The organism is Adlercreutzia faecimuris (assembly GCF_022669055.1).
In the GTDB taxonomy this organism is placed as follows: domain Bacteria; phylum Actinomycetota; class Coriobacteriia; order Coriobacteriales; family Eggerthellaceae; genus Enterorhabdus; species Enterorhabdus faecimuris.
Map to the genome: position 1 here is coordinate 162,034 of NZ_JAJMLW010000003.1, position 21,874 is coordinate 183,907.

The following is a 21,874-nucleotide window of genomic DNA, read 5'->3' on the forward strand; positions in this document are numbered from 1 at the left end:
ATGGCGTGCGCCATAATGGCCCCACCAACGCTTACGCCTGTCTCCAAGGAGGAACCATGTCTGCAATCCGCATCGGCATCCTGGGCTACGGAAACCTCGGCCGCGGGGTCGAGCTGGCCTGCCGCGACAACGCCGATACCGAGCTCGTGGCCGTCTTCACCCGCCGCGACCCGTCCACGGTCACCCCGCTCACCGACGGCGTGGCCGTCTACCCGGCCGACGATTTGGCCGCCCATCAGGGTGGCATCGACGTGCTGGTGCTCGGCGGCGGCTCGGCCACCGACCTGCCCGAGCAGACGCCGGCCTGCGCGCGCCTGTTCAACGTCGTCGACTCCTTCGACACCCACGCCAACATCCCCGCCCACTTCGCCGCCGTGGACGCCGCCGCGCGCGAGACGGGCCACGTCGCCGTCATCTCGGCCGGCTGGGATCCCGGCATGTTCTCGGTCGCGCGCCTCTACGCCAACGCCGTGCTGCCCAACGGCGCCGACTACACCTTCTGGGGCCGCGGCGTGTCCCAGGGCCACTCCGACGCCATCCGCCGCGTGCCCGGCGTCGTGGACGCGCGCCAGTACACGGTGCCCGTCCCCGCCGCGATGGAGGCCGTGCGCGCCGGCGAGAACCCCCAGCTCACCACCCGCCAGAAGCACACGCGCGAGTGCTTCGTCGTGGCCGAGGAGGGCGCCGACCTCGCCGCCATCGAGAAGGCCATCGTCGAGATGCCCAACTACTTCGCCGACTACGACACCACGGTCACCTTCATCAGCCAGGCCGAGCTCGACCGCGACCACGCCGGCATCCCGCACGGCGGCTCGGTCATCCGCACCGGCTCCACCGGCGCCGAGGGGCGGAACACCCACGTGATCGAGTACTCGCTCAAGCTCGACTCCAACCCCGAGTTCACCGGCAGCGTGCTGGTGGCCTGCGCCCGCGCCGCGTGGCGCATGGCCGGCGAGGGCATGGTGGGCGCCAAGACCGTCTTCGACATCCCGCCCGCGTACCTGAGCGCCACCGACGATGCCGAGCTGCGCGCGACCATGCTGTAGCCGCGTCGCCACGCCCAGCGCGACCCCGAGGGCCCCGAGGCGCCAGCCGCCCGGGGCCCTCGTGCGTCCGGGCGCCTGCCCGGGGCGCGGCGCGGACGCTTTTTCGCCCCCTGATGGCAATCGAGGGAGGTTTGGCATACTCTCGGCCCGCTCAGGGCCGCGCTTGCGTGGGACGCGGTTTCCGTGACCTGGGAAAACGCGTTGTCGCGTGTCGCCTGGCCTGCCGAGACGCGCATTGCCGTGGCAGAAACCTATGCCAAACCTCCTTCGATTGCCATGCCGTCCGCGAGAAGTGTCCGCCGGGGCGCGGCGGGGCGCGGTGTGGGGCGCCTGTGGTCGCGGCGTGCGCATCCTGTGGGCGCGCGGGGGCGGCGGGGGAGGCCGTCGCGGCGCGTGCTACCCTGGCGCGACCGTTATCCCCGGCTTGGAAGGAGCGCCCGTGGGCACCTTCGGCGGTTTCCTCATGGCGCTGGCCGACAGCGTCCCCGGCGTCTCGGGCGGCACCATCGCCTTCATCGTCGGCATCTACGACCAGCTGCTCTGGTCGCTCGACCGGCTCGTGTCCGGCACGGCCGCCGAGCGCCGCCGCGCCCTGGGCTTCCTCGCGCGGCTCGGCGCGGGCTGGGTGGTGGGCTTCGGGCTGGCCGTCGTGGTGCTCACCGGCCTCTTCGAGAGCGAGATCTACCTGGTGAGCTCGGTGTTCATGGGCTTCATCGTGTTCTCGGTGCCGCTGATCGTGCGCGACGAGCACGCCTATGTGCGCGGCCGCTACGGCAACCTGGTGTGGACGCTCGCGGGCATCGCCGTGGTGGTGGGCGTCACCCTGGCCAACGCCGCGGCCATCGGCGGCGACGCCTCCGAGGTGTCGGCCGTCGGCGCGCTGGCGGCGGGCGCGGGCGTCATCGACCCGGGCGCGCTCGCCCACGGCGCGGGGCTCGACGCGGCCTCCGCCGTCGCCGAGGGGGCGCTCGGCGCCGACGCGGGCGGGATCGACCTGGCCGCGCTCGACCTGGGCGGGGCGGCTTACCTGGTCTTCGCGGCCATGATCGCCGTGTCGGCCATGATCCTGCCGGGCGTGTCCGGGTCGACGTTCCTGCTCATCTTCGGGCTGTACCTGCCGGTGATGGACGCGATAAAGGCGCTGATCGGCGGCGATCTCGCGGTGCTGCCGGCCATCGCGCTGTTCGCCGTGGGCGCCGTCGTGGGCCTGCTCACCGTGGTGAAGCTGGTGAAGCGGGCGCTGGCCGACTTCCGCTCGCAGACGGTCTATTGCCTGCTCGGGTTCATGGTGGGCTCGCTCGTGGCCATCGCGCTCGGGCCGGTCACGCTGGACGTGCCCCAGCCGCCGCTCACCGCCGACACCTTCAGCGTGGCCGGCTTCCTGCTGGGCGGCGCCGTCATCGGCGCCCTCGAGCTGCTCAAGCACGCCGTCCAGCGCCGCCAGGTGGCCCGTGCCATAGCCACCCAAGCCCGCCACGCCCGCTAGGGCCGCGCCGCCGGGACGGCCGTGCCGCCGAGGCCGCCAGCGCCGGCACGTCCCGTTCCCGTCGCGCTCGCTAGGGACACGCCGGCGGGCCGCCGAGGCCGCCAGCCCGCTAGCTGGCCGGCGCGCTCGCCTTGCGGGCGCCAAGCGTGCCGCGTCGAGCTCGCTACGCGCCGCCGCGGCTGCCGCGGCTGTCCGCCCCGCGCCGCTCCTGTCGCGCTCGTCCGCCTGCGCCAACGTATGCCGTCCCCTCCGCGCCTGCCCTGCCTCGCTGCCAGAAAATGCGACTTATCACACGCGAAAGCGCTCCTTCGACGCGCAAGCTTCCGCATTTCCCCAGGTCAGGTTTCGCGGTGAGCGCCCATTCCCCTATCTGGCGGCGGAATCGGTGTGATAAGTCGCATTTTCTGGCAGCCAGATGTGATAAGTCGCCGTTTCGGGCAGATTCTGCCAAAGTCGGCGACTTATCACATCGCCGCGCACCCCGCACCGCAGCCGCCCAGGCCCGCCGCGCCGCCACGCCCGCCAGGCGCCGCCGGAGTGCCGCGTCCGTCTGCTGCGGCTGTCCGCCCCGCGCCTGCTCGCGCTGTCCCCGCCGCGCTCGTCCTCCCGCCACCCCGCCCGGGCGCCGCTTCCGCCCCTCGTCGCCCATGGGCATCCGGCCCTGAAAAAGACGCCCGATCTTAGCTGCCAGCTAATGAAATCGTCCCCGCGGAACGAATACCCTGCATTCCTGCAACCAACGCCGCCCGCGGGCGGCGCCAAGGAGAGAAGGGGATTCGCAATGACCAATCGTCATACCGACCAGCCTGTTTCGCCTGCTAGCGTCCCGGCGCAGCCAGCGCCCGCACCGACGCTGCCCAAATCCGGCATGGCCATCACCTCGCTGGTGCTGGCCATCATCGCCGCGGCCACGTCGTTCCTGCCGTTCATCAACAACCTGTCGTTCATCCTGGTCATCCTCGCCGTCATCTTCGGCATCGTGGGCCTGGTCGGCATCGGTCGCGGCAAGCGCTCGGGGCGAGGGCTCGCCATCGCCGGCATCGTGGTGGCCGTCGTGGCCGGCGCGGTGGTGCTCGGCACCCAGGCGATGTACTCCGCGGCCATCGACAAGGCCGCGGCGGAAGCTGACGCGGCGCTCGACCAGGCGCGGGCGGAGGCGGATGCGAGCCTCGACCGCATGACGGGCGATGCCACCGACAAGGTGCTCGCCGACGAGGTGGACGTGCAGATAGGGGCCTTCACCGCGGAGGAGGGCAAGTACGGAATGATCGACGCCGCCCTGCCCGTCAGGCTGACGAACAAGTCCGATGAGACGGCCACCTTCAACGTTCACATCGAGGCCATCGCGCCTGACGGCAGCCGCCTCGACGACGGCTATGCGCTGGCCAGTGACCTGCGCCCCGGCCAAAGCCAGGATTTCGAGCTGTTCACCCTCGTTACGTCGGACAAGCTTGAGGCCATGCGCGGCGCCACCTTCGAGATCGTGGAGGCGTCGGCCTACTAGGGCGGCCGGACGCGATGCGAGCCGCTACAATGGAAGCCGTCCGATGGCGCGAAGGAGGAAGAGACGGGTGGAGGAGCCGCTGACCGAGGACTTGCTGGCCGAGCTGCTGGCGGCGCCGAGCCCGGAGCGGTTCATCCGCGAGCATCGGGTGGGCGAGCGCGACCTGGCCGGCTACCTCCAGCAGCTGCTTGCCGAGAAGGGGCTCAAGCGTGCCGATGTGGTGCGTGCGGCCGGGCTCAACGAGACGTTCGGCTACCAGATATTCACCGGCGCCCGCGGCGCCTCGCGCGACAAGCTGCTGGCGCTCGCCTTCGCGCTGAACCTTAGCCTCACCGAGGCGAATCGCCTGCTCAAGGCCGGGGGCGCCAACGAGCTGTACTGCAAGAGCCGCCGCGACGCCATCATCATCTTCGCGCTCACCCACGGCTACTCGCTCCAGCGCGCCGACGAGGAGCTCTACCGCTTCCGGGAGGACACCATCGGCTGACGCCGGCTCGAGGCGTCCCGCTGCGCCGCCGGTGCCGCGTCCCGCTTACCTGGCTGCCCGCGGTTTGCTACCATCACCTTCATGGAAGACGACATCACCTCATACCTGGACGCCCTCAAGCGCGATGAGTGCTACCGCGTCGCGCGCGTGCTGAAGGAGGCTCCCCACGAGACGACGGAGGTCGTCTACTTCGCGGGCGCCAACGACGCCGAGCTGGGCCCCTTCGTGCGCAAGCGCATCAAGCGCGAGGCCTGCATGGGGGCCGCCTACGCCGAGCTGCTGGCGGCCCAGCGGGCCGGGGCGCGCTTCCGGCACCTGCCGCGCATCGAGGACTGCTACGAGCGCGACGACGAGCTGGTGGTCATCATGGAGTTCGTGCGGGGCGAGACGCTGCACGAGGTGGTCTATCGCCGCGATCCCTCGCTCGACCTGGCGCGCGAGGTGTTCCCGCAGCTGTGCGACGCCGTCGCCGAGCTGCACGAGGGCTTCGACCCGCCGATCATCCACCGCGACCTCAAGCCCGGCAACGTCATCTTGTCGAGGGGGTGCCTCACGCTCATCGACTTCGGCATCGCGCGGGCCTGGCGCGAGGGCGCCGAGGCCGACACCGCCAGCTTCGGGACGCGCGCCTACGCCCCGCCCGAGCAGTTCGGCTACGGCCAGACCGACGTGCGCAGCGACGTCTACGCCCTGGGGATGCTGCTGTACTACCTGCTCACCGAGGAGGTGCCCTCGCCGCGCCTGGTGGGGGAGGGCTTCGCCGCGCCGGCCGTTCCGGTGCCCCTGCGGGCGGTGCTGTCCCGCGCGACGGCCTTCGACCCCGCCGCCCGCTATCAGTCGGCGCGCGATCTGCGCGCGGCCTTCGAGGCGGCCTGCGCGCAAGTGGACGCGGCGGAAGGGCGCGCGAGCGGCGGCGAGGCCGAGGACGCGCGGGTCACGCCGACGGCGGTCGCTGCCCCGGCCGTGGCGATCGCGCACGCCGCGCCCGAGCTCGCGCCGCCGGAGGCCCCCGCCATGCCGGGGGTGCCTGCCGCGGTCGTGCCTGTGCCAGGCGGGCCCGTTTCGCCTGCGGCGGCGTCTGCGCCCCCGCCCGCCGCGTTTGAGACGCCTGGCCGGCGCGTGCTGGGCTTCGCCCGCATCGCCATCGCCGGCTTCCTATGGGTCAGGCTTCTGCTCTCCGGCATCTCGATAGGGGTTGACCCGAAGCCGGGCGACAGCCTGGGAGCCTACGCGCCGTCGGTGCGCTGGATCGGCGTCATCTCCATCCAGCTCATCTTCACGGCGCTGCTCTATCCGCTGGCGGGCAGGGGCCAGCTCGCGCGCATCCTGCGCCGGCCGATGCCGCGTGCCGGCCGCACGGCCCTCGTCTTGACGAGCGTCGGATTCGGGCTATATGCGCTCATGATGGCCCTCAACGCCGCTCTCGCGTAGCGCGTTTCGCCCCGCCGCGGGCGCTACTCGGCGGGCGCGGGCGCGGCGTCGCCGAAGTCGATGCCGTCGATCACCTCGCGCAGGAGGGCGGCCGACGCCTTCAGGCTCTGCTGCTCGGCGTAGTTGAGCGACGGGGGCAGCCGGCCCTCGATGCCGCCGCGCCCGACGATGCACGGGGTGGACAGCGCCACGTCCTCGATGCCGAACTCGCCGTGGAGCACGTTGGACACCGACAGCACCGACTTCTCGTCGCGCACGATGGCCTCGCAGATGCGCTTGACCGTCAGCGCGATGCCGTAGTAGGTGGCCTTCTTCCGGCGGATGATCTCGTAGGCCGCGTTGCGCACCAGGTCGGTCATCTCGCGGCGGAAGTCGTCGTAGGACCCGTCAGCGCGCATGTTGTAGAAGTCCTCGAGCGGGATGCCGGCCACGTGCGCGCTCGACCAGGCGATGATCTCGCTGTCGCCGTGCTCGCCGAGGATGCGGGCGTGCACGTTGCGCGGGTCGACCTCGAGCCGCTCGCCGATGATCTGCTTGAGGCGCGCGGTGTCGAGCACGGTGCCCGAGCCGATGACGCGGCTCTCGGGCATCCCCGACAGGCGGATGGCCGCGTAGGTGAGCACGTCGACGGGGTTGGACACCACCAGCAGGATGCCGCCGCAGTCCCGCGCGCGGATCTCGCCCATGATGCCGCGGAACACCTCGACGTTGCGGTGCACCAGATCGATGCGCGTCTCGCCCGGCTTCTGCCCGACGCCCGCCGTCACCACGATCACGCCGGCGTCGGCGATGTCGTCGTAGGTGCCGGCGTAGATGCTCATGGGGCTGGCGAAGGCCATGCCGTGGCTGATGTCGAGGGCCTCGCCCTCGGCGCGCTCGGCGTCCACGTCGATGAGCACCATCTCCGAGAACAGCCCCGACTCCAGCAGGGCGAAGGCCGAGGCGGCTCCCACGAAGCCGCATCCGATGACGGCCACCTTCCGATCGTTGACTCGTCCCATGGGCGTCCTTTCTCGGGGGATGTGCGTGCTTGAGGGGTATCATGATAGGCTCCGCGCGAGGGAAGGGAAGACCGTGAGGGAAAACCGCGACAATATCGTTGAAGACGAGGCGCTGGCCGCCGACGGCGCGGCCGCGGCCGCCGGCGCGAGGGGGCGGGACGCCTGGGCGTCGCGCACCGGGTTCATCCTGGCCTGCGTGGGCAGCGCCGTGGGCATGGCCAACATCTGGCTGTTCCCCTACCGCGTGGCCGACCTGGGCGGCGCGGCCTTCCTCATCCCGTACCTGCTGTTCGTGGCCCTGCTCGGGTTCACCGGCGTCATCGGCGAGATGGCCTTCGGGCGCGCCATGGGCGCCGGCCCGCTCGGCGCCTTCGGCAAGGCCATGGAGCTGCGCGGCATCGCCCACGGGCGCGTGATCGGCCGCGTCATCGGGCTGGTGCCCACCATCGGGCAGCTGGCCCTGGCCGTGGGCTACGCGGTGGTGCTCGGCTGGGCGTTCAACTACCTGGTGGCCTCGCTCGACGGGCAGCTCATCGCGACCGAGCAGGTGGGGGCGTTCTTCGGCGCCGTGGCGTCGGACATGGGCAACGTCGTGTTCCACCTGCTGGGCCTGGCGCTCACCTTCGCCATCATGATCCTGGGCATCTCGCGCGGCATCGAGCGCATCAACAAGGTGCTCATGCCGGCGTTCTTCGTGCTGTTCGTCATCGTGGGCGTCCGCGTGCTGATGATGCCGGGGGCGCTCGACGGCTACGAGTACCTGCTGGTGCCGCGCTGGGAGGCGCTCGCCAACCCGACCACCTGGGTCTACGCGCTCGGCCAGGCGTTCTTCAGCCTGTCTCTGGCCGGCGGCGGCACGCTCGTGTACGGCAGCTACCTCAAGCAGGACGTTGACGTGGTGCGCTCGGCCCGCGACGTGGCCATCTTCGACACGCTGGCGGCGCTGGTGGCGGCGTTCACCGTGGTGCCGGCGCTGTTCGCCTTCGGGCTGGACGTGTCGAGCGGCCCGCCGCTGCTGTTCATCACGCTGCCCGGCGTGTTCCAGGAGATGCCGCTCGGCAATCTCTTCATGATCGTGTTCTTCCTGGCGGTGGTGTTCGCCGCGGTGACGAGCCTGATGAACCTGTTCGAGTCGCCGGTCGAGGCGCTGCAGGACCAGTTCCGCCTGCCGCGCTGGGCGGCCGTGGCCGTGGTGGCCGTCATCGCCGTGGCCGTGGGGCTGCCGCTCGAGAGCGGGGACGCGGTGTCGCTGTGGATGGACGTGATCTCCATCTACGTCATCCCGGTGGGCGCGTTTCTGGCCGCGGTCATGTTCTTCTGGGTGTGCCCGCGCGGGTTCGCGCGGCGCCAGGCCGAGCTGGGGCACGGCCCCATCGGGCCGTGGTTCGACGTGCTGACGCGCTACGTGTTCGTGGGCGTGACGGCCGCCGTCATCGTGCTCGGCATCTTCTTCGGCGGCATCGGCTAGCGCGTCGGGCGCCGTGGCCAGCATTCGGCTTGATTGCGCACATTTTTTCAACTTTGTCGCTATCTTTCGGCATCGAGGGGGCCTTGGGAGGGCGTTCTGCCCTCCTTTTGGGGCCCGAGTGGCCCCAGAGGGGGCATACGCGTCAGATTCAGCGCTGATTTAGCGACAAAGTTGAAAAAATGTGCGCTGAGGCACCGATTGCCGGCCAGAGGTCAGGCGCGTACGCGGGTCTCCCAGAAGGCGACGGCGCTCGCGGCGGCCACGTTGAGCGAGTCGACGCCGTGGGCCATGGGGATGCGCGCCACCCAGTCGCAGGCCGCGATGGTGGCCGGCGCCAGGCCGTCGCCCTCGGTGCCGAGCACGAGCGCGAGCCGCTCGCAGGCAGCCAGGCGCGCGTCGTCGACGGGCAGCGCGTCGTCGGTGAGCGCGAGTGCGCAGGTGGCGAACCCGGCCGCGCGCAGGAGCTCCGGCCAGCCCTCGCCTACGCGCGCCCAGGGCACCTGGAACACCGTCCCCATGGATACGCGCGACGCCCGCCGGTAGAGCGGGTCGTGGCAGCGCGCGGTGAGCAGCAGCGCGTCGATGCCGAGCGCCGCGGCGCTGCGGAACAGCGCACCCAGGTTGGTGGCGTTGGTCACGTCCTCGAGCACGGCCACGCGGCGCGCGCCCGCGACGAGCGCGACCGGGTCGGCCGGCGCGGGGCGCAGGAAGGCGGCCAGGGGCCCGCGGGTCTCGCGGTAGCCGGTGACGACGCGGCGCTCGGCGGCCGTCAGGACGAAGGCGGGCGCCGCGGGGTCGGCGGCGGCCATGCGCGCGGCGAGCGGGGCGGCCGCGTCGCGCCAGCGCTCCTCGGTGATGAGGGCGAGGGGCGCCGCGCCCTCATCCAGGGCGCGCTCGATGACGTTGGCCGACTCGGCGACGAACAGGCCGTTTGCCAGGCGCTCGGGGTCGGCCGACGGGTCGAGCGCCCGGGCGAGCCCCACCAGCTGGCGCGGGTCGCGCAGCTCGGCGTCGGTCATCGACGAGAACGGCGCCAGGCGCGGGTCGTCGAGCGACGCGGGGCGGGTGAGGACGGGCGCGGGCGCGGCGGCTGCGTCGGCACCCGCGCCGCGAGCTTCGGCCGGCGTCCGGCGTTCCGCCGCCGCGGGCGCGTCGCGATGAGGAGCCGCCACCGCGCCTACTCCGGCTCGACGATGCCGTCGTAGAAGGCGTACAGGTCGGGCAGCGCGCGCTTGATGCTGACGGGGCGGAAGCTCCCACGTTCCACCATGCATGCGGTCACATGGCCGCTGACCAGGGGCTTGGCCGTGGCCGGGTTGTCGCCGGCGCGGAAGACGCGCTGCAGGTAGGTGGTCTTGGTCGGCCGCGACTCCACCACGCGCGTCGCCACGAAGGCGTCCTCGCCGTAGCGCAGCGGCTCGCCGTACTGGAGGTCGACGGAGTAGACGGGGCACATGTAGCCGGCCGCCTCGATGTCCGCGTAGGGGAACCCCGCCTTCTCGAGGAAGTCGGTGCGCGCGTCCTCGAAGTACAGCAGGTAGTTGGCGTGGTAGACGACGCCCATCATGTCCGTCTCGGCGTAGCGCGCCTTGATGGGGGTGAGCACCTCCATGCTAGGCCTCCTTCCCGGGCACCAGCTCGATGGCCCGCTTGCCCGTGAGCCGCTCCACGTCGATGACGACGATGGCCGTGCGGCCGATGAGCTTGTCGATCTCCTCGTCCACGCCGGCCTCGAGACCGGCGCAGTACCTGAGCGCGAAGGCGCGGCACAGCGCGCGCTTCTCGGCCTCGTCCTCGACGATGCGCGCGGTACCGAAGGCGATGGCCGACGTGAACACGTTGGTGTACTCCTCGGGCCGCACCTCGTTGGAGCCCACGACGGCGAAGGACACCCGCGCGTCGGCGCGCAGGGCGTCCAGCTTGTGGCCGGCCGGCGCGCTGTGGAAGACGATGCGGCCGTCGATCCAGGCGTAGCTGAGCGGCACGGCGTAGGGGAAGCCGTCGGTGCCGGCGGTGCCGAGCACGCCCCACTCGCCCTCCTCTATGATGCGGACGGCGTCCTCGGGCGGAAGCTCCTGCTTGCGGCGGCGCATGGCGGGTGACATGGCGGTCCTCTCGGTCGGGTGCGGCTGGGCGCGCGGGCCGTGCGGCGGCGCGGGCGCGGCGCGGGCGTGGCGCGCGAGCCGCGTGACGGCTGCGCGGGCGCGGCACGTGGCGTGCGGTGGAGCCCCCGGCGCTCGCGCGCCTGCGTGGCGCCTATTGTAGGACTTCGCCGCGGGAAGGGCCGCGATCTGTCGGCAAAACCGCGTTTCATATCCATTTCGGCGAGTTTCCCGAGGCAAAACGGCCCCTCAGGCGGTCCCTGCCGCCGATGCCACAATGGCGACCTGGGGAAACGCGGAATGACGCGGCGCCGTTGAGCGCAGAAGCGCCCGCAAGCCTCGGGAAACTCGCCGAAATGGATATGAAAGGGCGATCTGGCTGTCAGCGGGCGAGCAGGCGCTCGCTCGTGGCGGCCAGCGCGGGGGCGAGGGCGGCGGCCTCGACGCCGCGGGCCGCGGCCAGGGCGTCCAGGGCCTCCTCCAGGCGCGCGCGCCAGGCGGCGCCGTCGAGCGCCTCGCCGTCGCGGGCGGGCTCGTCGGTCTCCAGCAGCAGGCGGTCTACCGGCAGGTCGCGGGCGTAGGCGCGCCCCCGGCGCGTGGCCAGCATCCGCGGCCCCACCGAGAAGCAGCATCCCAGGTCGCGGGCGCGCGTGAGCTCGGCGGAGGTGCCCGAGAACCAGTGGAAGACGACGTCGTTGCCTGTGTGCGGCGCGAAGGCGCCCGCCTCCTCCAGCACGTCGAGCGCGACGCCGGCCGCGCGCACGGCGTGGACGGAGTAGAGGTTGGCGTCGAACCGCTCGCAGGCGGCCAGCATGCGGCGCAGCGCCGCCACCTGGGCGTCGCGCGTCGCGGCCCGGGTGCCGCCGAAGTCGAGGCCGACCTCGCCGATGAGGGGCGTCTGGCCGGCCAGCTCGCAGAACAGCGCGAGTTCGTCCTCGCCGGCCGCGCCGTCGGCGAGCTGCCAGGGGTGCAGGCCCAGCGCGGCGTGCAGGGCGGGGTAGGGGGCCAGCGCCTCGCGCAGGGCCGGGAACTCGCCCGGCGCCACGGTGCACGCCAGCGCGCCGATCCCTGCGGCTGCCCCCTCGCGGGCGAGCACGGCGACGTCGGGGGCGAACCCCAGGTGGCAGTGCATGTCGTAGAGGTCCGCCATGGCCCCTCGCCTCCGTTCCGCGTTTCGCGCGCCCAGCGCCCGGTGCCCGGGGCCGCGCCGGTTGCGCCCACCGCCCGCGTCCGCGCGCCTCCCGGCATCCGCCGCCCGGGGCGCCTGTCGCCTGCGCGCCCGGGACGCGCGCTCGTCGCACGCCTCGCGCTGGGAGCCCGCTACGCCCGGGTGCCGGCGCCCGCCGGCGCCCGCCGCGGCACCCCGCCTTCGCAAATGTGTTTCCTTTCCGGAAGTATACGCCCCCTCCGGCGGCCCGTGATACCATGCGACGGATGTTGACGCGGCGTGAGGCCGCGTTCGCGTCTCCGGAGCTGCCCCCGACCCGTGCGAGGTCCACCGTGGATATGATCATCGAGATTCTGAAAGCACTGCTCATCGGCATTGTGGAGGGCATCACCGAGTGGCTGCCCATCTCCTCGACCGGCCACATGATCCTGGTCGACGAGTTCGTGAGCCTGGCCGTCAGCCCCGACTTCCTCGAGCTGTTCCTGGTGGTCATCCAGATCGGCGCCATCTGCGCCGTGCTCGTGCTGTACTTCCACAAGCTCAACCCGTTCTCGCCGCGCAAGACCGCGGCCGAGAAGCGGGGCACGTGGCGGCTGTGGGGCATGGTGGTCGTCGGGTGCATCCCGGCGGCGGCCATCGGGCTGACGCTGGACGACTTCTTCAGCGAGCACTTCTACAACGCCTGGACGGTGGCCGTCGCGCTCATCGTCTACGGCGTCGTGTTCATCGTGATCGAGCGCCACAACCGGCGCCGCGAGGCCGCCTACCTGGCCGCCGCCGGCGAGCGCCGGCGCGCCGCGGGCAGCCGCGCCGCCCAGCAGCCGGTCTTCGAGCGCCCGCGCGGCAAGCACGCGCGCGTCCCGCGCGACTACTACGAGCGCCCCGTGGCCGAGCGCGCGGGCGACGGCGTGGTGGACGTCTACGTCGGCCCTGGCGACGACGGCGACGACGCCGAGCAGGCCCTGTTCAAGGTGCGCACCGTCGACGAGATCGACTGGAAGACGGCGCTTAAGATCGGCTGCTTCCAGATGCTGGCCATCATCCCCGGCACGTCGCGGTCCGGCTCCACCATCATCGGCGGCATGCTCTGCGGCTGCTCGCGCACGGCGGCGGCCGAGTTCACGTTCTTCCTGGCCATCCCCGTGATGTTCGGCTGGGGCCTGCTCAAGGCGCTCAAGTTCGTCATGGGCGGCCTCGTCATGACGACCACCGAGATCGCCGTGCTGGTGACGGGCATCGTGACCGCCTTCGTCGTGTCGATCCTGTCCATCAAGTTCCTCATGGGCTACATCAAGAAGAACGACTTCACCGCCTTCGGCGTCTACCGCATCATCGTGGGCGTCGTGGTGCTGGCCTACTTCGGCTGCAAGCTCGCCAGCATCCTGTAGGCGCGCGGCGCGGAAGGGGACTGGCGGCGGAAGGCCGCCGGGCTGCGTCGGCCCGTGGGCCTGTTTCTGCCAAAAATCGGGGTTGTGCGCGCCGCCCTGCGTCGATGCCAGGGGCAATGCGGCTGGTTCGCTACTGTGACCTAGCGTTTCTGCTGCATCGGCTGGGCGTCTCCCGCGAGGACGCCTCGGAAACTCCCCTGAAGGGTTCACAGGCGGCGTTTTTGGCGGAAACCAGGGCGGCTCCGCGCAAGCGCCTCGGGTGGCCGCCGTCATCGTCGTCGCCCCGGGGTCGCGCAAGCGCCTATAATGCTGCCGAATCGGTGAGAGGGCGATAAGGCGGGAGGGGAGAGGACCGGCGATGAGCGACCTGGTGGCGGCATACCTGTTCTGCGCGGGCGCGGGCTCCGGCGCCGCCTTCCTGACGGCGCTCTACGGCCTGGTCGCCGGCCGGCGCGCGGCCGGCCCCGGCAGCCCGCGCGTGCGCGCCGAGCTTACCCGCGTGGCCCTCGCCTCCTACGGCGCCGCGCTCGCGCTCCTCGTCTTCGGCATGCTCTGCCTCGTGTTCGATCTGGGGCGCCCCGACCTGGCGCTCAAGCTGTTTTTGCGCCCCCATCCCACGATGATGACCCTGGGCTCCTACGCCCTGGCCGCGCTGGCGGCGGCCCTGGTGGCGCTCATCGCGCTCGAGCTGCGCGCCCCGCGTCGCGCGGGGGCGCCCGGCCCGCGCCGGGCCCGCGTCGCCGCCCAGGTGGCGGCCGTCGTCGCGGCGGCGTGCGTCATGGTCTACGCGGGCCTGCTGCTCGGCGCGTCCGACGAGGCGCCCCTGCTCACGACCCCGTGGCTGCCCGTGCTGTTCGTGGCGTCCGCCCTGGCCTCGGGCCTGGCGGTGGCGATGCTCGCGCTGGCCCTCGCCGGCAGCCCGCGCCTGCCCGCCGTGCGCGCCCTCGCCGGCCGGCTGACCGTCCGCGCCGATGTCGCCCTCATCGCGGCGGAGGCCGTCGCGGCAGCGGCCTACCTGGCGTCAGCGGGCGCAGGCCCCATCGGCCTGGGCGCCGCCGCTCCGCTCCTCGCCGGCGACGAGGCCGGCCTGTTCGTCGGCGGCTTCGCGGTGATCGGGATGGCGGTGCCGCTCGCCCTCGACCTGGCGCAGCTGCGGGGCGCCCTGCCGGGCTGGGCCTATCCGCTCGCCGCGGCGGCCACGCTCATCGGCGCGGCCTGCCTGCGCGTGGCCGTCATCCACGCCGGCTCGCCCGTCCTGGAGGCGCCCCTCCTCGCCCTGGGTTTTGCCTAGGCGCGCCGAAGTGTCGCATGACATTGCGCCCGTCCGTGGGATAATGGGCGCATAGGAGGACTCACGAGGCGAGGGAGGGTCGCGGACGCGGTGACGGGCAAGGCGGTTCCAAGGTTCGAGGTGGACAAGGCGAGCAGCCTGCCTTTGTGGGTGCAGCTGCGCGACCGGTTCGTGTTCCTCATATCCTCGGGCTACTACGAGCCCGACGAGCAGCTGCCCTCGGTGCGCAAGTTCGCCGCCGAGAACCACGTGAGCCTCAACACGGTGAGCAAGGCGTTCATGGCCCTTGAGCGCGAGGGCTACATCGTCACCCGCCACGGCAGCGGGGCCTACGTGCGCGGGGGCGTGTCCGAGGCAGTGCTGTCGGACATCGACGTCATAACGGAGGACTACGTCAGAAGCTGCCTGGAGCGCGGCATGGACCTGGAGGACATCCCGCGCTTCGTGGGCCAGGCCATCGCCCGGCTCAGGGCGGCGGGGGAGGGAGATGACCGCGATGCTCGGCCATAGCGCGCGCGGCGGCCGCGACCGCCGCGACGAGGGGGAGCGCTACCCGCTCTACGAGGGCGCGTCCGGCAACGGCCGGACCGACGTCGAGTTCGGCGCCGCCGCCGACGCCTACCGATCCGGCCGCGACCGGCGCTCGTCGCGCCTGGGGGCGGTGGCGCTCCAGGCGGCCTTCGGCCTGGCGCTCTTCGCCGTCGTCCTGGCGGCGGCGTGGCAGGCGGCGGGCGGCGTGTCGCTTCTGGCGCTCGTCGCGGCCGCCGTCGTGGGCCTGCTCGGCCTGTCGTCCATCCACGTGGCCCTCGACTGGGAGCGCTTCGTGGTGCTGCGCGGCGGCCGCTTCCAGCGCCTGGCGGGGCCCGGCATCTTCTTCACCATCCCGCTTCTGGAGTACTGCACGCTGCGCGTCGACCAGCGCACCCAGGTCACGCCGTTCGGCGCCGAGGAGACGCTCACGGCCGACGTGGTGCCGCTCGACGTGGACGCGGTGCTGTTCTGGGTGATCTGGGATCCGGAGAAGGCGTGCACCGAGGTGGAGGACTGCTGCTTCGCGGTGGCGCTGACGGCCCAGACGGCCCTGCGCGACGCCATCGGGCGCGCGGACGCCAGCGAGGTCATCATGCGCCGCGACCAGCTCGACCAGGAGATCAAGGACGCCATCGAGGCGCGCGTGGGCGACTGGGGCATCACCGTGCTGGGGGTGGAGGTGCGCAACATCATCCTGCCCCGGGCGCTCCAGGACGTCATGTCCCAGGAGGCCCAGGCCGAGCGGCGCCGCAGCGCGCGGCTCACGCTCATGGAGTCCGAGAAGATGGTGGCCGAGCTGCTCTCCGAGGCCGCCGAGGTCTACCGCAACGACGAGATCGCCTACGACCTGCGCCGCATGCACCTCGTGCACGAGGGCATGCGCGACGAGAACAGCTCGCTCGTGGTGCCGTCGGCCTACACGGAGGGCTTCTCGGAGAAGCCGGCGGGGCTGGAGGAGAAGCCCCCGGCGCGCTAGGGGGCGCCCGCGCGCGGCGCGGCGGTGGCATCGCCCGCGTCCTCGCGCCGCGCCGCGTCGCGTCGCGCCCGGCGGCCGGGGTGCGGCAGCGCCCGTGGAGGGGGCCTTCCCGCGAAGTGTCCCAACTTTTTCAAAAAGTGTCGCAATACACCTTGACTGTATTGCGACACTTTTGCATACTGTGGCCCATGAGAACAGGCCAGTTCTGATCACCTAGCCATGAGAGGGGGCGGCGGGGTGGGCGAGGCGCCGCGGGCGCCCTCGCCGGCAGCCGGCTCGCTGCAGCGCCGGCCGACGCACCGCCGCGGCCCATCAGAATCACCTGGGAGGAGATATGGGAGAAACCACGGTTTCACGGGGAGCGCTCTCTCGACGCAGCTTCCTGAAGGGCGCCGGCGCCGCAGCCGGCGCGCTCGGCCTGGCCGGCGCGGCCGGCATGACCACCGCGCAGGACTGGCTCGCCCCCGCCAAGGCCCACGCCGAGGGCGAGGAGCGCGTGGCGTACCTGTGCCATCAGTTCCACTGCCTGAGCGCCTGCTGCCTCAAGTGCACGGTGCGAGACGGCCGCCTGGCCCTCATCGAGCCGAACGATGCCCTGCGCGAGGAGGACCAGCGCATCTGCCTGCGCGGCATCAACGAGATCCAGCACGTGTACGCCGCCGACCGCATCCAGACGCCGCTGCGGCGCGTCGGCGAGCGCGGCGAGGGCAAGTTCGAGGCCATCACCTGGGACGAGGCCATCAAGGCCGTCGCCGACGCCATCAAGGAGTCCCAGGCCAAGTACGGCGACAACTCGTTCTTCTTCCGCAAGTCGACGGAGGCGAGCTCGGCCCACGGCTCCGGCTACCTGGCGGCGCTCCTGCATGCCGAGACGGGCGGCAACTGGGGCCTCGACCGCGGCCAGGCGAACGGCCTGGACGCCGGCTGTGGCGTCGGCGCCTTCCGCGCCACTAACAACGCCCTGGCGGAGTGGCCCCTGGCCTCGACCATCATCTTCCTCGGGTTCAACCCCCTGGAGAGCAGCATCGCCTGGACCAAGGCGTTCTTCGACGCGAAGGACGCGGGCGCCAAGATCATCACCGTCGACACGCGCTTCAGCCCCACGGCCTCCAAGTCGCACCAGTGGGTGTCGGTGAAGCCCGGCACCGACGCGGCGCTCGTCATCGGCATGGTGCGCGCCATCATGGACGAGGGCTGGTATGACGAGGAGTTCATGAAGGCCCACACCGGCTATCCCTTCCTCATCGACCGGGCGACCGGCGAGGTCTACGGCGTCATGCGCGATGTCACCGACGAGAAGACGGGGAAGGTGTCCCGGAAGAAGGCTCCCTACGTCTGGGACGTCGCGACGGGCACCGCGCGCCTCTTCGACGAGGAGGGGGTCGACCCCGCCCTCGAGGGCACCTGGGAGGTCGACGGCCGCACGCTCGTCACCGAGTTCAGCGCGCTCAGGGAGGCCTACGAGCCCTATACCCTGGAATGGGCGGGCGAGGTCTCGAGCGTCGATCCCGCCGTCATCCGCGGCTTGGCCGATGATTACGCCAACCGCGGCCCCGCCTTCCTCTGCTTCGGCCTGGGCGGCCCGGACAAGTACACCAACGCCGACGTCCTGGGCCACGCGCTCGTCCTGGTGACGGCGCTCACGGGCAACACCGGCAAGAAGGGCTGCGGCACGGGATGGTACGGCGGAGGCGGCGCCTTCCACGCCACTTCGGCCCTGCAGTCGTGGAAGCTGCCCGAGGAGTTCAAGGCGAGCAAGTCGCAGATGCCCATGTACGACATGCCCTACAACGACAACAACGTCCACGTGGCCCTCACGTTCGGCGATGCCTTCACGCTCGAGGCGGCCGACGCCAACAGCATGCTCGAGTGGGTGAAGGGCCTCGACTTCTTCGCCATCTGCGACATCTACCACTCCTCGGCGGTGGATTATGCCGACATCGTGCTGCCGGCCTGCTCCAAGTTCGAGTGCGACGAGGAGGTCACCGACCTGCGCGACGCCAAGGGCTACCTGTCGTTGGGCCAGAAGTGCATCGACCCGCTGTTCGAGTCGAAGACCGACCTGGAGATCGAGCGACTCATCGCGGCGCAGTGGGGCTACGACCAGTACCTGCCGAAGAGCCACGAGGAATACGCGCGCCACCGCCTCTCCAAGGCCAAGGGCAACATCGAGGGATTCACCATCGAGAAGTTCCAGGCCAACCAGGGCGTGCTTCGCTACCTCGACTCCGACGAGCCGGTGCGCAGCACCCTCAAGTTCGCCACCGACACCGGCCGCATGGAGCCCTACTACGAGAAGCAGATCAAGTTCGGCCAGGCATTCCCCACCTATGAGACGCCCAACGAGGCCTACGAGGACAACGCCAAGCGTCAGCAGTACCCGCTCGTGTTCATGCAGGGCAAGAGCTGCTTCCGCATCCACGCCTACTACAGCGCGTCGGCGTGGTTCCAGGAGTACTTCGGCCCGCAGGTCAACATCAGCCCCGTCGACGCCGAGGCGCGCGGCATAGCCACCGGGGACGCGGTGCGCATTACCAACGACCGCGGCACGTTCGTCTGCACGGCCCTGGTGAACAACGCCATCCAGCCGGGCACCCTGTTCATGGCGGAGACCACGTACAACCACTACTACCCCGAGGGATTCCTGCAGAACGTCACCAACTCCCATCGCCAGGAGCGGTGCTATGAGATGACCTACGGCCCGCAGATTCCCTATAACGACACCCTCGTCGAGATCGAGAAAGCGTAGGTGAGAGGCGATGACTAAGCTCGGCCTCGCGATCAGCCTTGATCGCTGCATCGGCTGCCAGACGTGCGCCAATGCCTGCAAGATGCAGAACAGCGTGCCCATGGGCATGCAGTGGAACCGCGTGGTCACCGAGGGATGCGACATCATGGACGGCGCCCACGGCACCTACCCCGACCTGTCGCGCACCTACCTGCCCATCGCGTGCCAGCACTGCGAGAACCCGGCCTGCCTGAAGGTGTGCCCGACCGGCGCCACCTACAAGGACGAGATGGGCCGCGTGGAGATCAACTACGACAACTGCATCGGGTGCCGCATGTGCATGGCGGCGTGCCCCTACAACGCGCGCTCCTTCAACTGGGAGGACCCGGTGCACGACCCCGACTTCAACTACGGGGACAAGGACGTGCCCGTCCGCGTGAAGGGCGTGGCGGAGAAGTGCACGCTGTGCAAGGAGCGCACCGACCGCGGCGACGAGCCCATGTGCGTCAAGTGCTGCCCCACCAAGGCGCGCACCTTCGGCGACCTCGACGACCCGAAGAGCGCCATCTCCCAGCTCATCCGCGAGAAGCACGCCTACGTGCTGCTCGAGGACAAGGGCACTAAGCCCCAAGTCCACTACTTCGATTAGGAGCGTGCGATCATGCGACTGCTTACCAAGAACAAGCTCCTCACCGGCGTGCTGGCCGTGCTGTCGGTCGCCGGCGTGGGGGCGTGGATCTACCAGCTCATGGGCGGCCTGGCCGTCACCGGCATGTCCAACGCCAACTCCTGGGGCCTCTACATCGCCCTGTTCATGTTCTTCGTGGGGCTCTCGGCCGGCGGCCTCATCGTGGCCTCGTCGGCGAGCGTGTTCCACATCGAGAAGTACAAGCAGGTGGCGATGCCGGCCATCATCCTGTCCACGGTGTGCATCTGCTGCGCCGGCGCCTTCGTCCTCATCGACCTGGGCGGCATCCAGCGCATCTGGCACCTCTTCGCCAGCCCCAACCTGGCGAGCCCGCTCGTGTGGGACATCTGCGTCATCACGCTGTACCTGGTCATCAACGTGCTGTACCTGCGCTTCATGCACCGGGGCGCCGAGCACGCGGTGGCGGTGCTCTCCCGCTTCGCGCTGCCTACCGCCGTACTCGTGCACTCGGTGACCGCGTGGATCTTCGGCCTGCAGATCGCCAAGGAGGGCTGGTTCTCGGCCATCATGGCGCCCATCTTCGTGGCGAGCGCCATGGACTCGGGCCTGGCCCTGCTGCTCATCGTGCTGGTGGCGCTCAACGCGGCCGGCGTGTTCGAGACGCCCAAGCGGCTCATCGCGTCGCTCGCGGGGCTGCTGGCCACCTGCATCGCCATCGACGGCTTCCTCATCTTCTGCGAGGCGCTCACCATGGGCTACCCCGGCGCCGCGGGCGCCGAGACGCTGGCCGTCATGGTGTCCGGCCCCACGGCCCCCTTCTTCTGGGCCGAGGTCGTCGGCGGCCTGGCCGTGCCGTTCCTCATCCTCGTGTTCGCCAAGAATCGCGAGCGCACGGGGCTCGTGGTGGGCGCGAGCGTGCTGGTGGTGGCCGGCGTGCTGTGCAAGCGCCTGTGGCTTCTGCTGACCGCCTTCGTCATCCCCAACATCGTCGGCGCGCCGGGCGTGCTGAGCGGCGCCTGGATGATGGCGGGCTCCTACGCGCCCACCGCGGTGGAGGTGCTCATCGTGCTGGGGGTGCCGTCCCTGGGCGCGCTGGCCTTCATGGCCCTGGGCTCCAAGCTGCTGGCGCCGGCCGGCGCCGAGGAGCGGGCGTCCGCGCCCGCTGCGGCCGAGCTCGACCTGGAGGCGCAGACGGCCTAGGGCCGCGTCTCCGCGCGACGTCGCCGCGGCCGGATCCCTCCCCGGTCGCGGCGACGCTCCCTCCCTGCTTGCGACCTTGCGCGGGCCCGCTGCCGCCGCGGCCCGGGCCCGCGTTCCCGCACCTCCGAGAAAGGCACCGCCATGAGCGCTCTTCAGCCCGCCGACCACGGAACCCTCGCCGACGCCTACGCGTTTCTGGGCAACTCGCTGCTTAAGCCGCTGTCGCAGACGCCCGCCGTCGGGCTCGACCCCGCCTTCTGGGCGGCGTTCCCCGACTTCGGCTCGGATGCCGTGGCCGCGGCGGCCGATGCGCTGGCACGCTGGGCGGCCGAGGACGCCGGCCGCCCGGACGGCGATCGTGTCCGCGACGTCTCCGTCGAGTACACCCGCCTGTTCATCGGGCCGCCCAAGCCGGCCGCCCCTCCGTGGGAGACCATGGGCCGCGGCGAGGGCGTCACGGTGGGCTTCGGCGACCCCACCTTCGAGATGCGGCGGCTGCTGCGCGAGGCGGGGCTCGAGCTCTCCAACGAGAATCGCCAGTACGAGGATCACCTGGGCATCGAGCTGCTCTACCTGAGCGAGCTCTGCCGCCGCGCCGCCGAGGCCGCCGCCGACGGGCGCGCCGACGAGGCCGCGCGCCTGGACGTCCAGGCGGCCGCCTTCGCCGCCGAGCACCCGCTCGCCTGGATCGACGCGCTTCGCGCCCAGGTGGCCGAGGCGGCGCCCGGCGGCTACTACGCGCTCCTGCTCGCGCTGGCCCGGACGCTCCTGGCCCTGCAGGTCGGCTGATCGGCGGGCCGGGCGCGCGGCACCCGCGGATGCCCCGCCGCCCGCCGCCCGGCGCCGGCAGGCGCTCCGCGTCCGCCCGGCGCCTGCGGGCCGCGCGCTAGCCCTCGCCGCCGACCAGCTTCAGGCCGATGACGCAGCCGACGAGCCCGGCGATGAGCGCGATGCGCGCGAAGGTGGCCGGCTCGCTGCCCGTCGCCATGCCGTAGACGACCGTCAGCGCCGCGCCGATGCCCACCCACACCGCGTAGGCCGTGCCCATGGGCAGCGTCTTCGTGGCGAAGGCGAGCCCCGCCATCGACAGCGCCATGGCCGCCAGGAACACGACGGTCGGCCCCGGCTGCGTGAGCCCGTCGGACTTGCCGAGCGCGACGGCCCACACCGACTCCATCACCCCCGACGCGATGAGCACCGCCCAGTCCATCAGCAGCCCCCTTCGACGGCGCGCTGGCCAGCAAACGGGCCCGCGGCGCACATTTTTTCAACTTTGTCGCTGCCGGCGGGCACGTTGGCAGCGAATCGGAATACCGCCACCTGGGGTTTCGCCGATGCCGGCGTTCGGCGGACGCGATGGGCCCTGTATCTGATGGCGAAAAGCGGCTGAATCGAGCGACAAAGTTGAAAAAATGTGC

20 protein-coding genes are annotated in these 21,874 nt (G+C 71.3%); 14 read left to right on the forward strand and 6 right to left on the reverse strand.

Features of this window, described 5'->3' with window-relative positions; all coding sequences use genetic code 11:
- Positions 1–56 precede the first annotated feature (56 nt).
- The 5 genes from LPT13_RS08610 to LPT13_RS08630 all read left to right on the forward strand — a co-directional run bounded on the left by LPT13_RS08610 (position 57) and on the right by LPT13_RS08630 (position 5,954).
- Entirely contained in the window at positions 57–1,046 is a 990-nt protein-coding gene (locus tag LPT13_RS08610; RefSeq protein WP_242165650.1) for a diaminopimelate dehydrogenase, read from the forward strand.
- 439 nt (positions 1,047–1,485) lie between these two features.
- A complete protein-coding gene (locus LPT13_RS08615) occupies positions 1,486–2,532 on the forward strand; it encodes a DUF368 domain-containing protein (protein WP_242165652.1) in 1,047 nt (348 codons plus the stop codon).
- A 781-nt stretch (positions 2,533–3,313) separates the two neighbouring features.
- On the forward strand, positions 3,314–4,036 hold the full coding sequence (locus LPT13_RS08620) for a DUF4190 domain-containing protein (RefSeq protein ID WP_242165655.1): 723 nt from the start codon (positions 3,314–3,316) through the stop codon (positions 4,034–4,036).
- A gap of 67 nt (positions 4,037–4,103) precedes the next feature.
- The gene (locus LPT13_RS08625) at positions 4,104–4,523 is read left to right on the forward strand and encodes a helix-turn-helix domain-containing protein (RefSeq protein ID WP_242165657.1); all 420 of its coding nucleotides are present in this window, start codon (positions 4,104–4,106) and stop codon (positions 4,521–4,523) included.
- A gap of 81 nt (positions 4,524–4,604) precedes the next feature.
- The gene (locus tag LPT13_RS08630) at positions 4,605–5,954 is read left to right on the forward strand and encodes a serine/threonine protein kinase (RefSeq protein WP_242165659.1); all 1,350 of its coding nucleotides are present in this window, start codon (positions 4,605–4,607) and stop codon (positions 5,952–5,954) included.
- A gap of 23 nt (positions 5,955–5,977) precedes the next feature.
- On the opposite strand, the gene LPT13_RS08635 is transcribed toward LPT13_RS08630, so the two are convergent.
- Positions 5,978–6,955 carry an L-lactate dehydrogenase gene (locus LPT13_RS08635; protein ID WP_242165661.1) on the reverse strand — a complete coding sequence of 326 codons (978 nt, stop codon included), beginning with the start codon at positions 6,953–6,955 and terminating at the stop codon, positions 5,978–5,980.
- 73 nt (positions 6,956–7,028) lie between these two features.
- Here LPT13_RS08635 and LPT13_RS08640 point away from each other — a divergent pair, with 73 nt between their 5' ends.
- Complete coding sequence (locus LPT13_RS08640; protein WP_242165664.1) at positions 7,029–8,423, forward strand: sodium-dependent transporter; 1,395 nt, start codon at positions 7,029–7,031, stop codon at positions 8,421–8,423.
- A 212-nt stretch (positions 8,424–8,635) separates the two neighbouring features.
- Here LPT13_RS08640 and LPT13_RS08645 read toward each other — a convergent pair whose 3' ends face one another.
- From LPT13_RS08645 to LPT13_RS08660, 4 genes are all read right to left on the reverse strand, one after another.
- Positions 8,636–9,442, reverse strand: a complete 807-nt coding sequence (locus LPT13_RS08645) for a TrmH family RNA methyltransferase (protein WP_242166212.1) — start codon at positions 9,440–9,442, stop codon at positions 8,636–8,638.
- A gap of 158 nt (positions 9,443–9,600) precedes the next feature.
- Positions 9,601–10,035, reverse strand: a complete 435-nt coding sequence (locus tag LPT13_RS08650) for an acyl-CoA thioesterase (RefSeq protein ID WP_242165666.1) — start codon at positions 10,033–10,035, stop codon at positions 9,601–9,603.
- Position 10,036: 1 nt separating this feature from the next.
- Positions 10,037–10,528 (reverse strand): pyridoxamine 5'-phosphate oxidase family protein, encoded by a 492-nt coding sequence (locus LPT13_RS08655; protein ID WP_242165668.1) that lies wholly within the window; start codon positions 10,526–10,528, stop codon positions 10,037–10,039.
- 379 nt (positions 10,529–10,907) lie between these two features.
- Positions 10,908–11,675 (reverse strand): TatD family hydrolase, encoded by a 768-nt coding sequence (locus LPT13_RS08660; RefSeq protein ID WP_242165670.1) that lies wholly within the window; start codon positions 11,673–11,675, stop codon positions 10,908–10,910.
- A gap of 356 nt (positions 11,676–12,031) precedes the next feature.
- Between LPT13_RS08660 and LPT13_RS08665 the strand changes: the two genes are divergently transcribed.
- The 8 genes from LPT13_RS08665 to LPT13_RS08700 all read left to right on the forward strand — a co-directional run bounded on the left by LPT13_RS08665 (position 12,032) and on the right by LPT13_RS08700 (position 21,245).
- Positions 12,032–13,081, forward strand: a complete 1,050-nt coding sequence (locus LPT13_RS08665; protein WP_242165672.1) for an undecaprenyl-diphosphate phosphatase — start codon at positions 12,032–12,034, stop codon at positions 13,079–13,081.
- Positions 13,082–13,439: 358 nt separating this feature from the next.
- Positions 13,440–14,372: an NrfD/PsrC family molybdoenzyme membrane anchor subunit gene (nrfD, locus tag LPT13_RS08670; RefSeq protein ID WP_242165675.1), complete on the forward strand. Its 933-nt coding sequence runs from the start codon at positions 13,440–13,442 to the stop codon at positions 14,370–14,372.
- Between the two features lie 90 nt (positions 14,373–14,462).
- The gene (locus tag LPT13_RS08675) at positions 14,463–14,882 is read left to right on the forward strand and encodes a GntR family transcriptional regulator (protein ID WP_242165677.1); all 420 of its coding nucleotides are present in this window, start codon (positions 14,463–14,465) and stop codon (positions 14,880–14,882) included.
- Positions 14,860–15,879 (forward strand): slipin family protein, encoded by a 1,020-nt coding sequence (locus LPT13_RS08680; RefSeq protein ID WP_242165679.1) that lies wholly within the window; start codon positions 14,860–14,862, stop codon positions 15,877–15,879. The genes LPT13_RS08675 and LPT13_RS08680 overlap by 23 nt, the downstream gene beginning before the upstream one ends.
- A 334-nt stretch (positions 15,880–16,213) precedes the next feature.
- Positions 16,214–18,628 carry a molybdopterin-dependent oxidoreductase gene (locus tag LPT13_RS08685; protein WP_242165681.1) on the forward strand — a complete coding sequence of 805 codons (2,415 nt, stop codon included), beginning with the start codon at positions 16,214–16,216 and terminating at the stop codon, positions 18,626–18,628.
- Positions 18,629–18,638: 10 nt separating this feature from the next.
- Positions 18,639–19,256 (forward strand): 4Fe-4S dicluster domain-containing protein, encoded by a 618-nt coding sequence (locus LPT13_RS08690; protein WP_242165684.1) that lies wholly within the window; start codon positions 18,639–18,641, stop codon positions 19,254–19,256.
- Positions 19,257–19,268: 12 nt separating this feature from the next.
- Positions 19,269–20,456, forward strand: coding sequence for an NrfD/PsrC family molybdoenzyme membrane anchor subunit (gene nrfD, locus LPT13_RS08695; protein ID WP_242165687.1), 1,188 nt, complete (start codon positions 19,269–19,271; stop codon positions 20,454–20,456).
- Positions 20,457–20,597: 141 nt separating this feature from the next.
- Positions 20,598–21,245 (forward strand): TorD/DmsD family molecular chaperone, encoded by a 648-nt coding sequence (locus tag LPT13_RS08700; RefSeq protein ID WP_242165689.1) that lies wholly within the window; start codon positions 20,598–20,600, stop codon positions 21,243–21,245.
- A 97-nt stretch (positions 21,246–21,342) separates the two neighbouring features.
- On the opposite strand, the gene LPT13_RS08705 is transcribed toward LPT13_RS08700, so the two are convergent.
- Positions 21,343–21,666, reverse strand: a complete 324-nt coding sequence (locus LPT13_RS08705; RefSeq protein ID WP_242165691.1) for a DMT family transporter — start codon at positions 21,664–21,666, stop codon at positions 21,343–21,345.
- Positions 21,667–21,874: the final 208 nt, after the last annotated feature.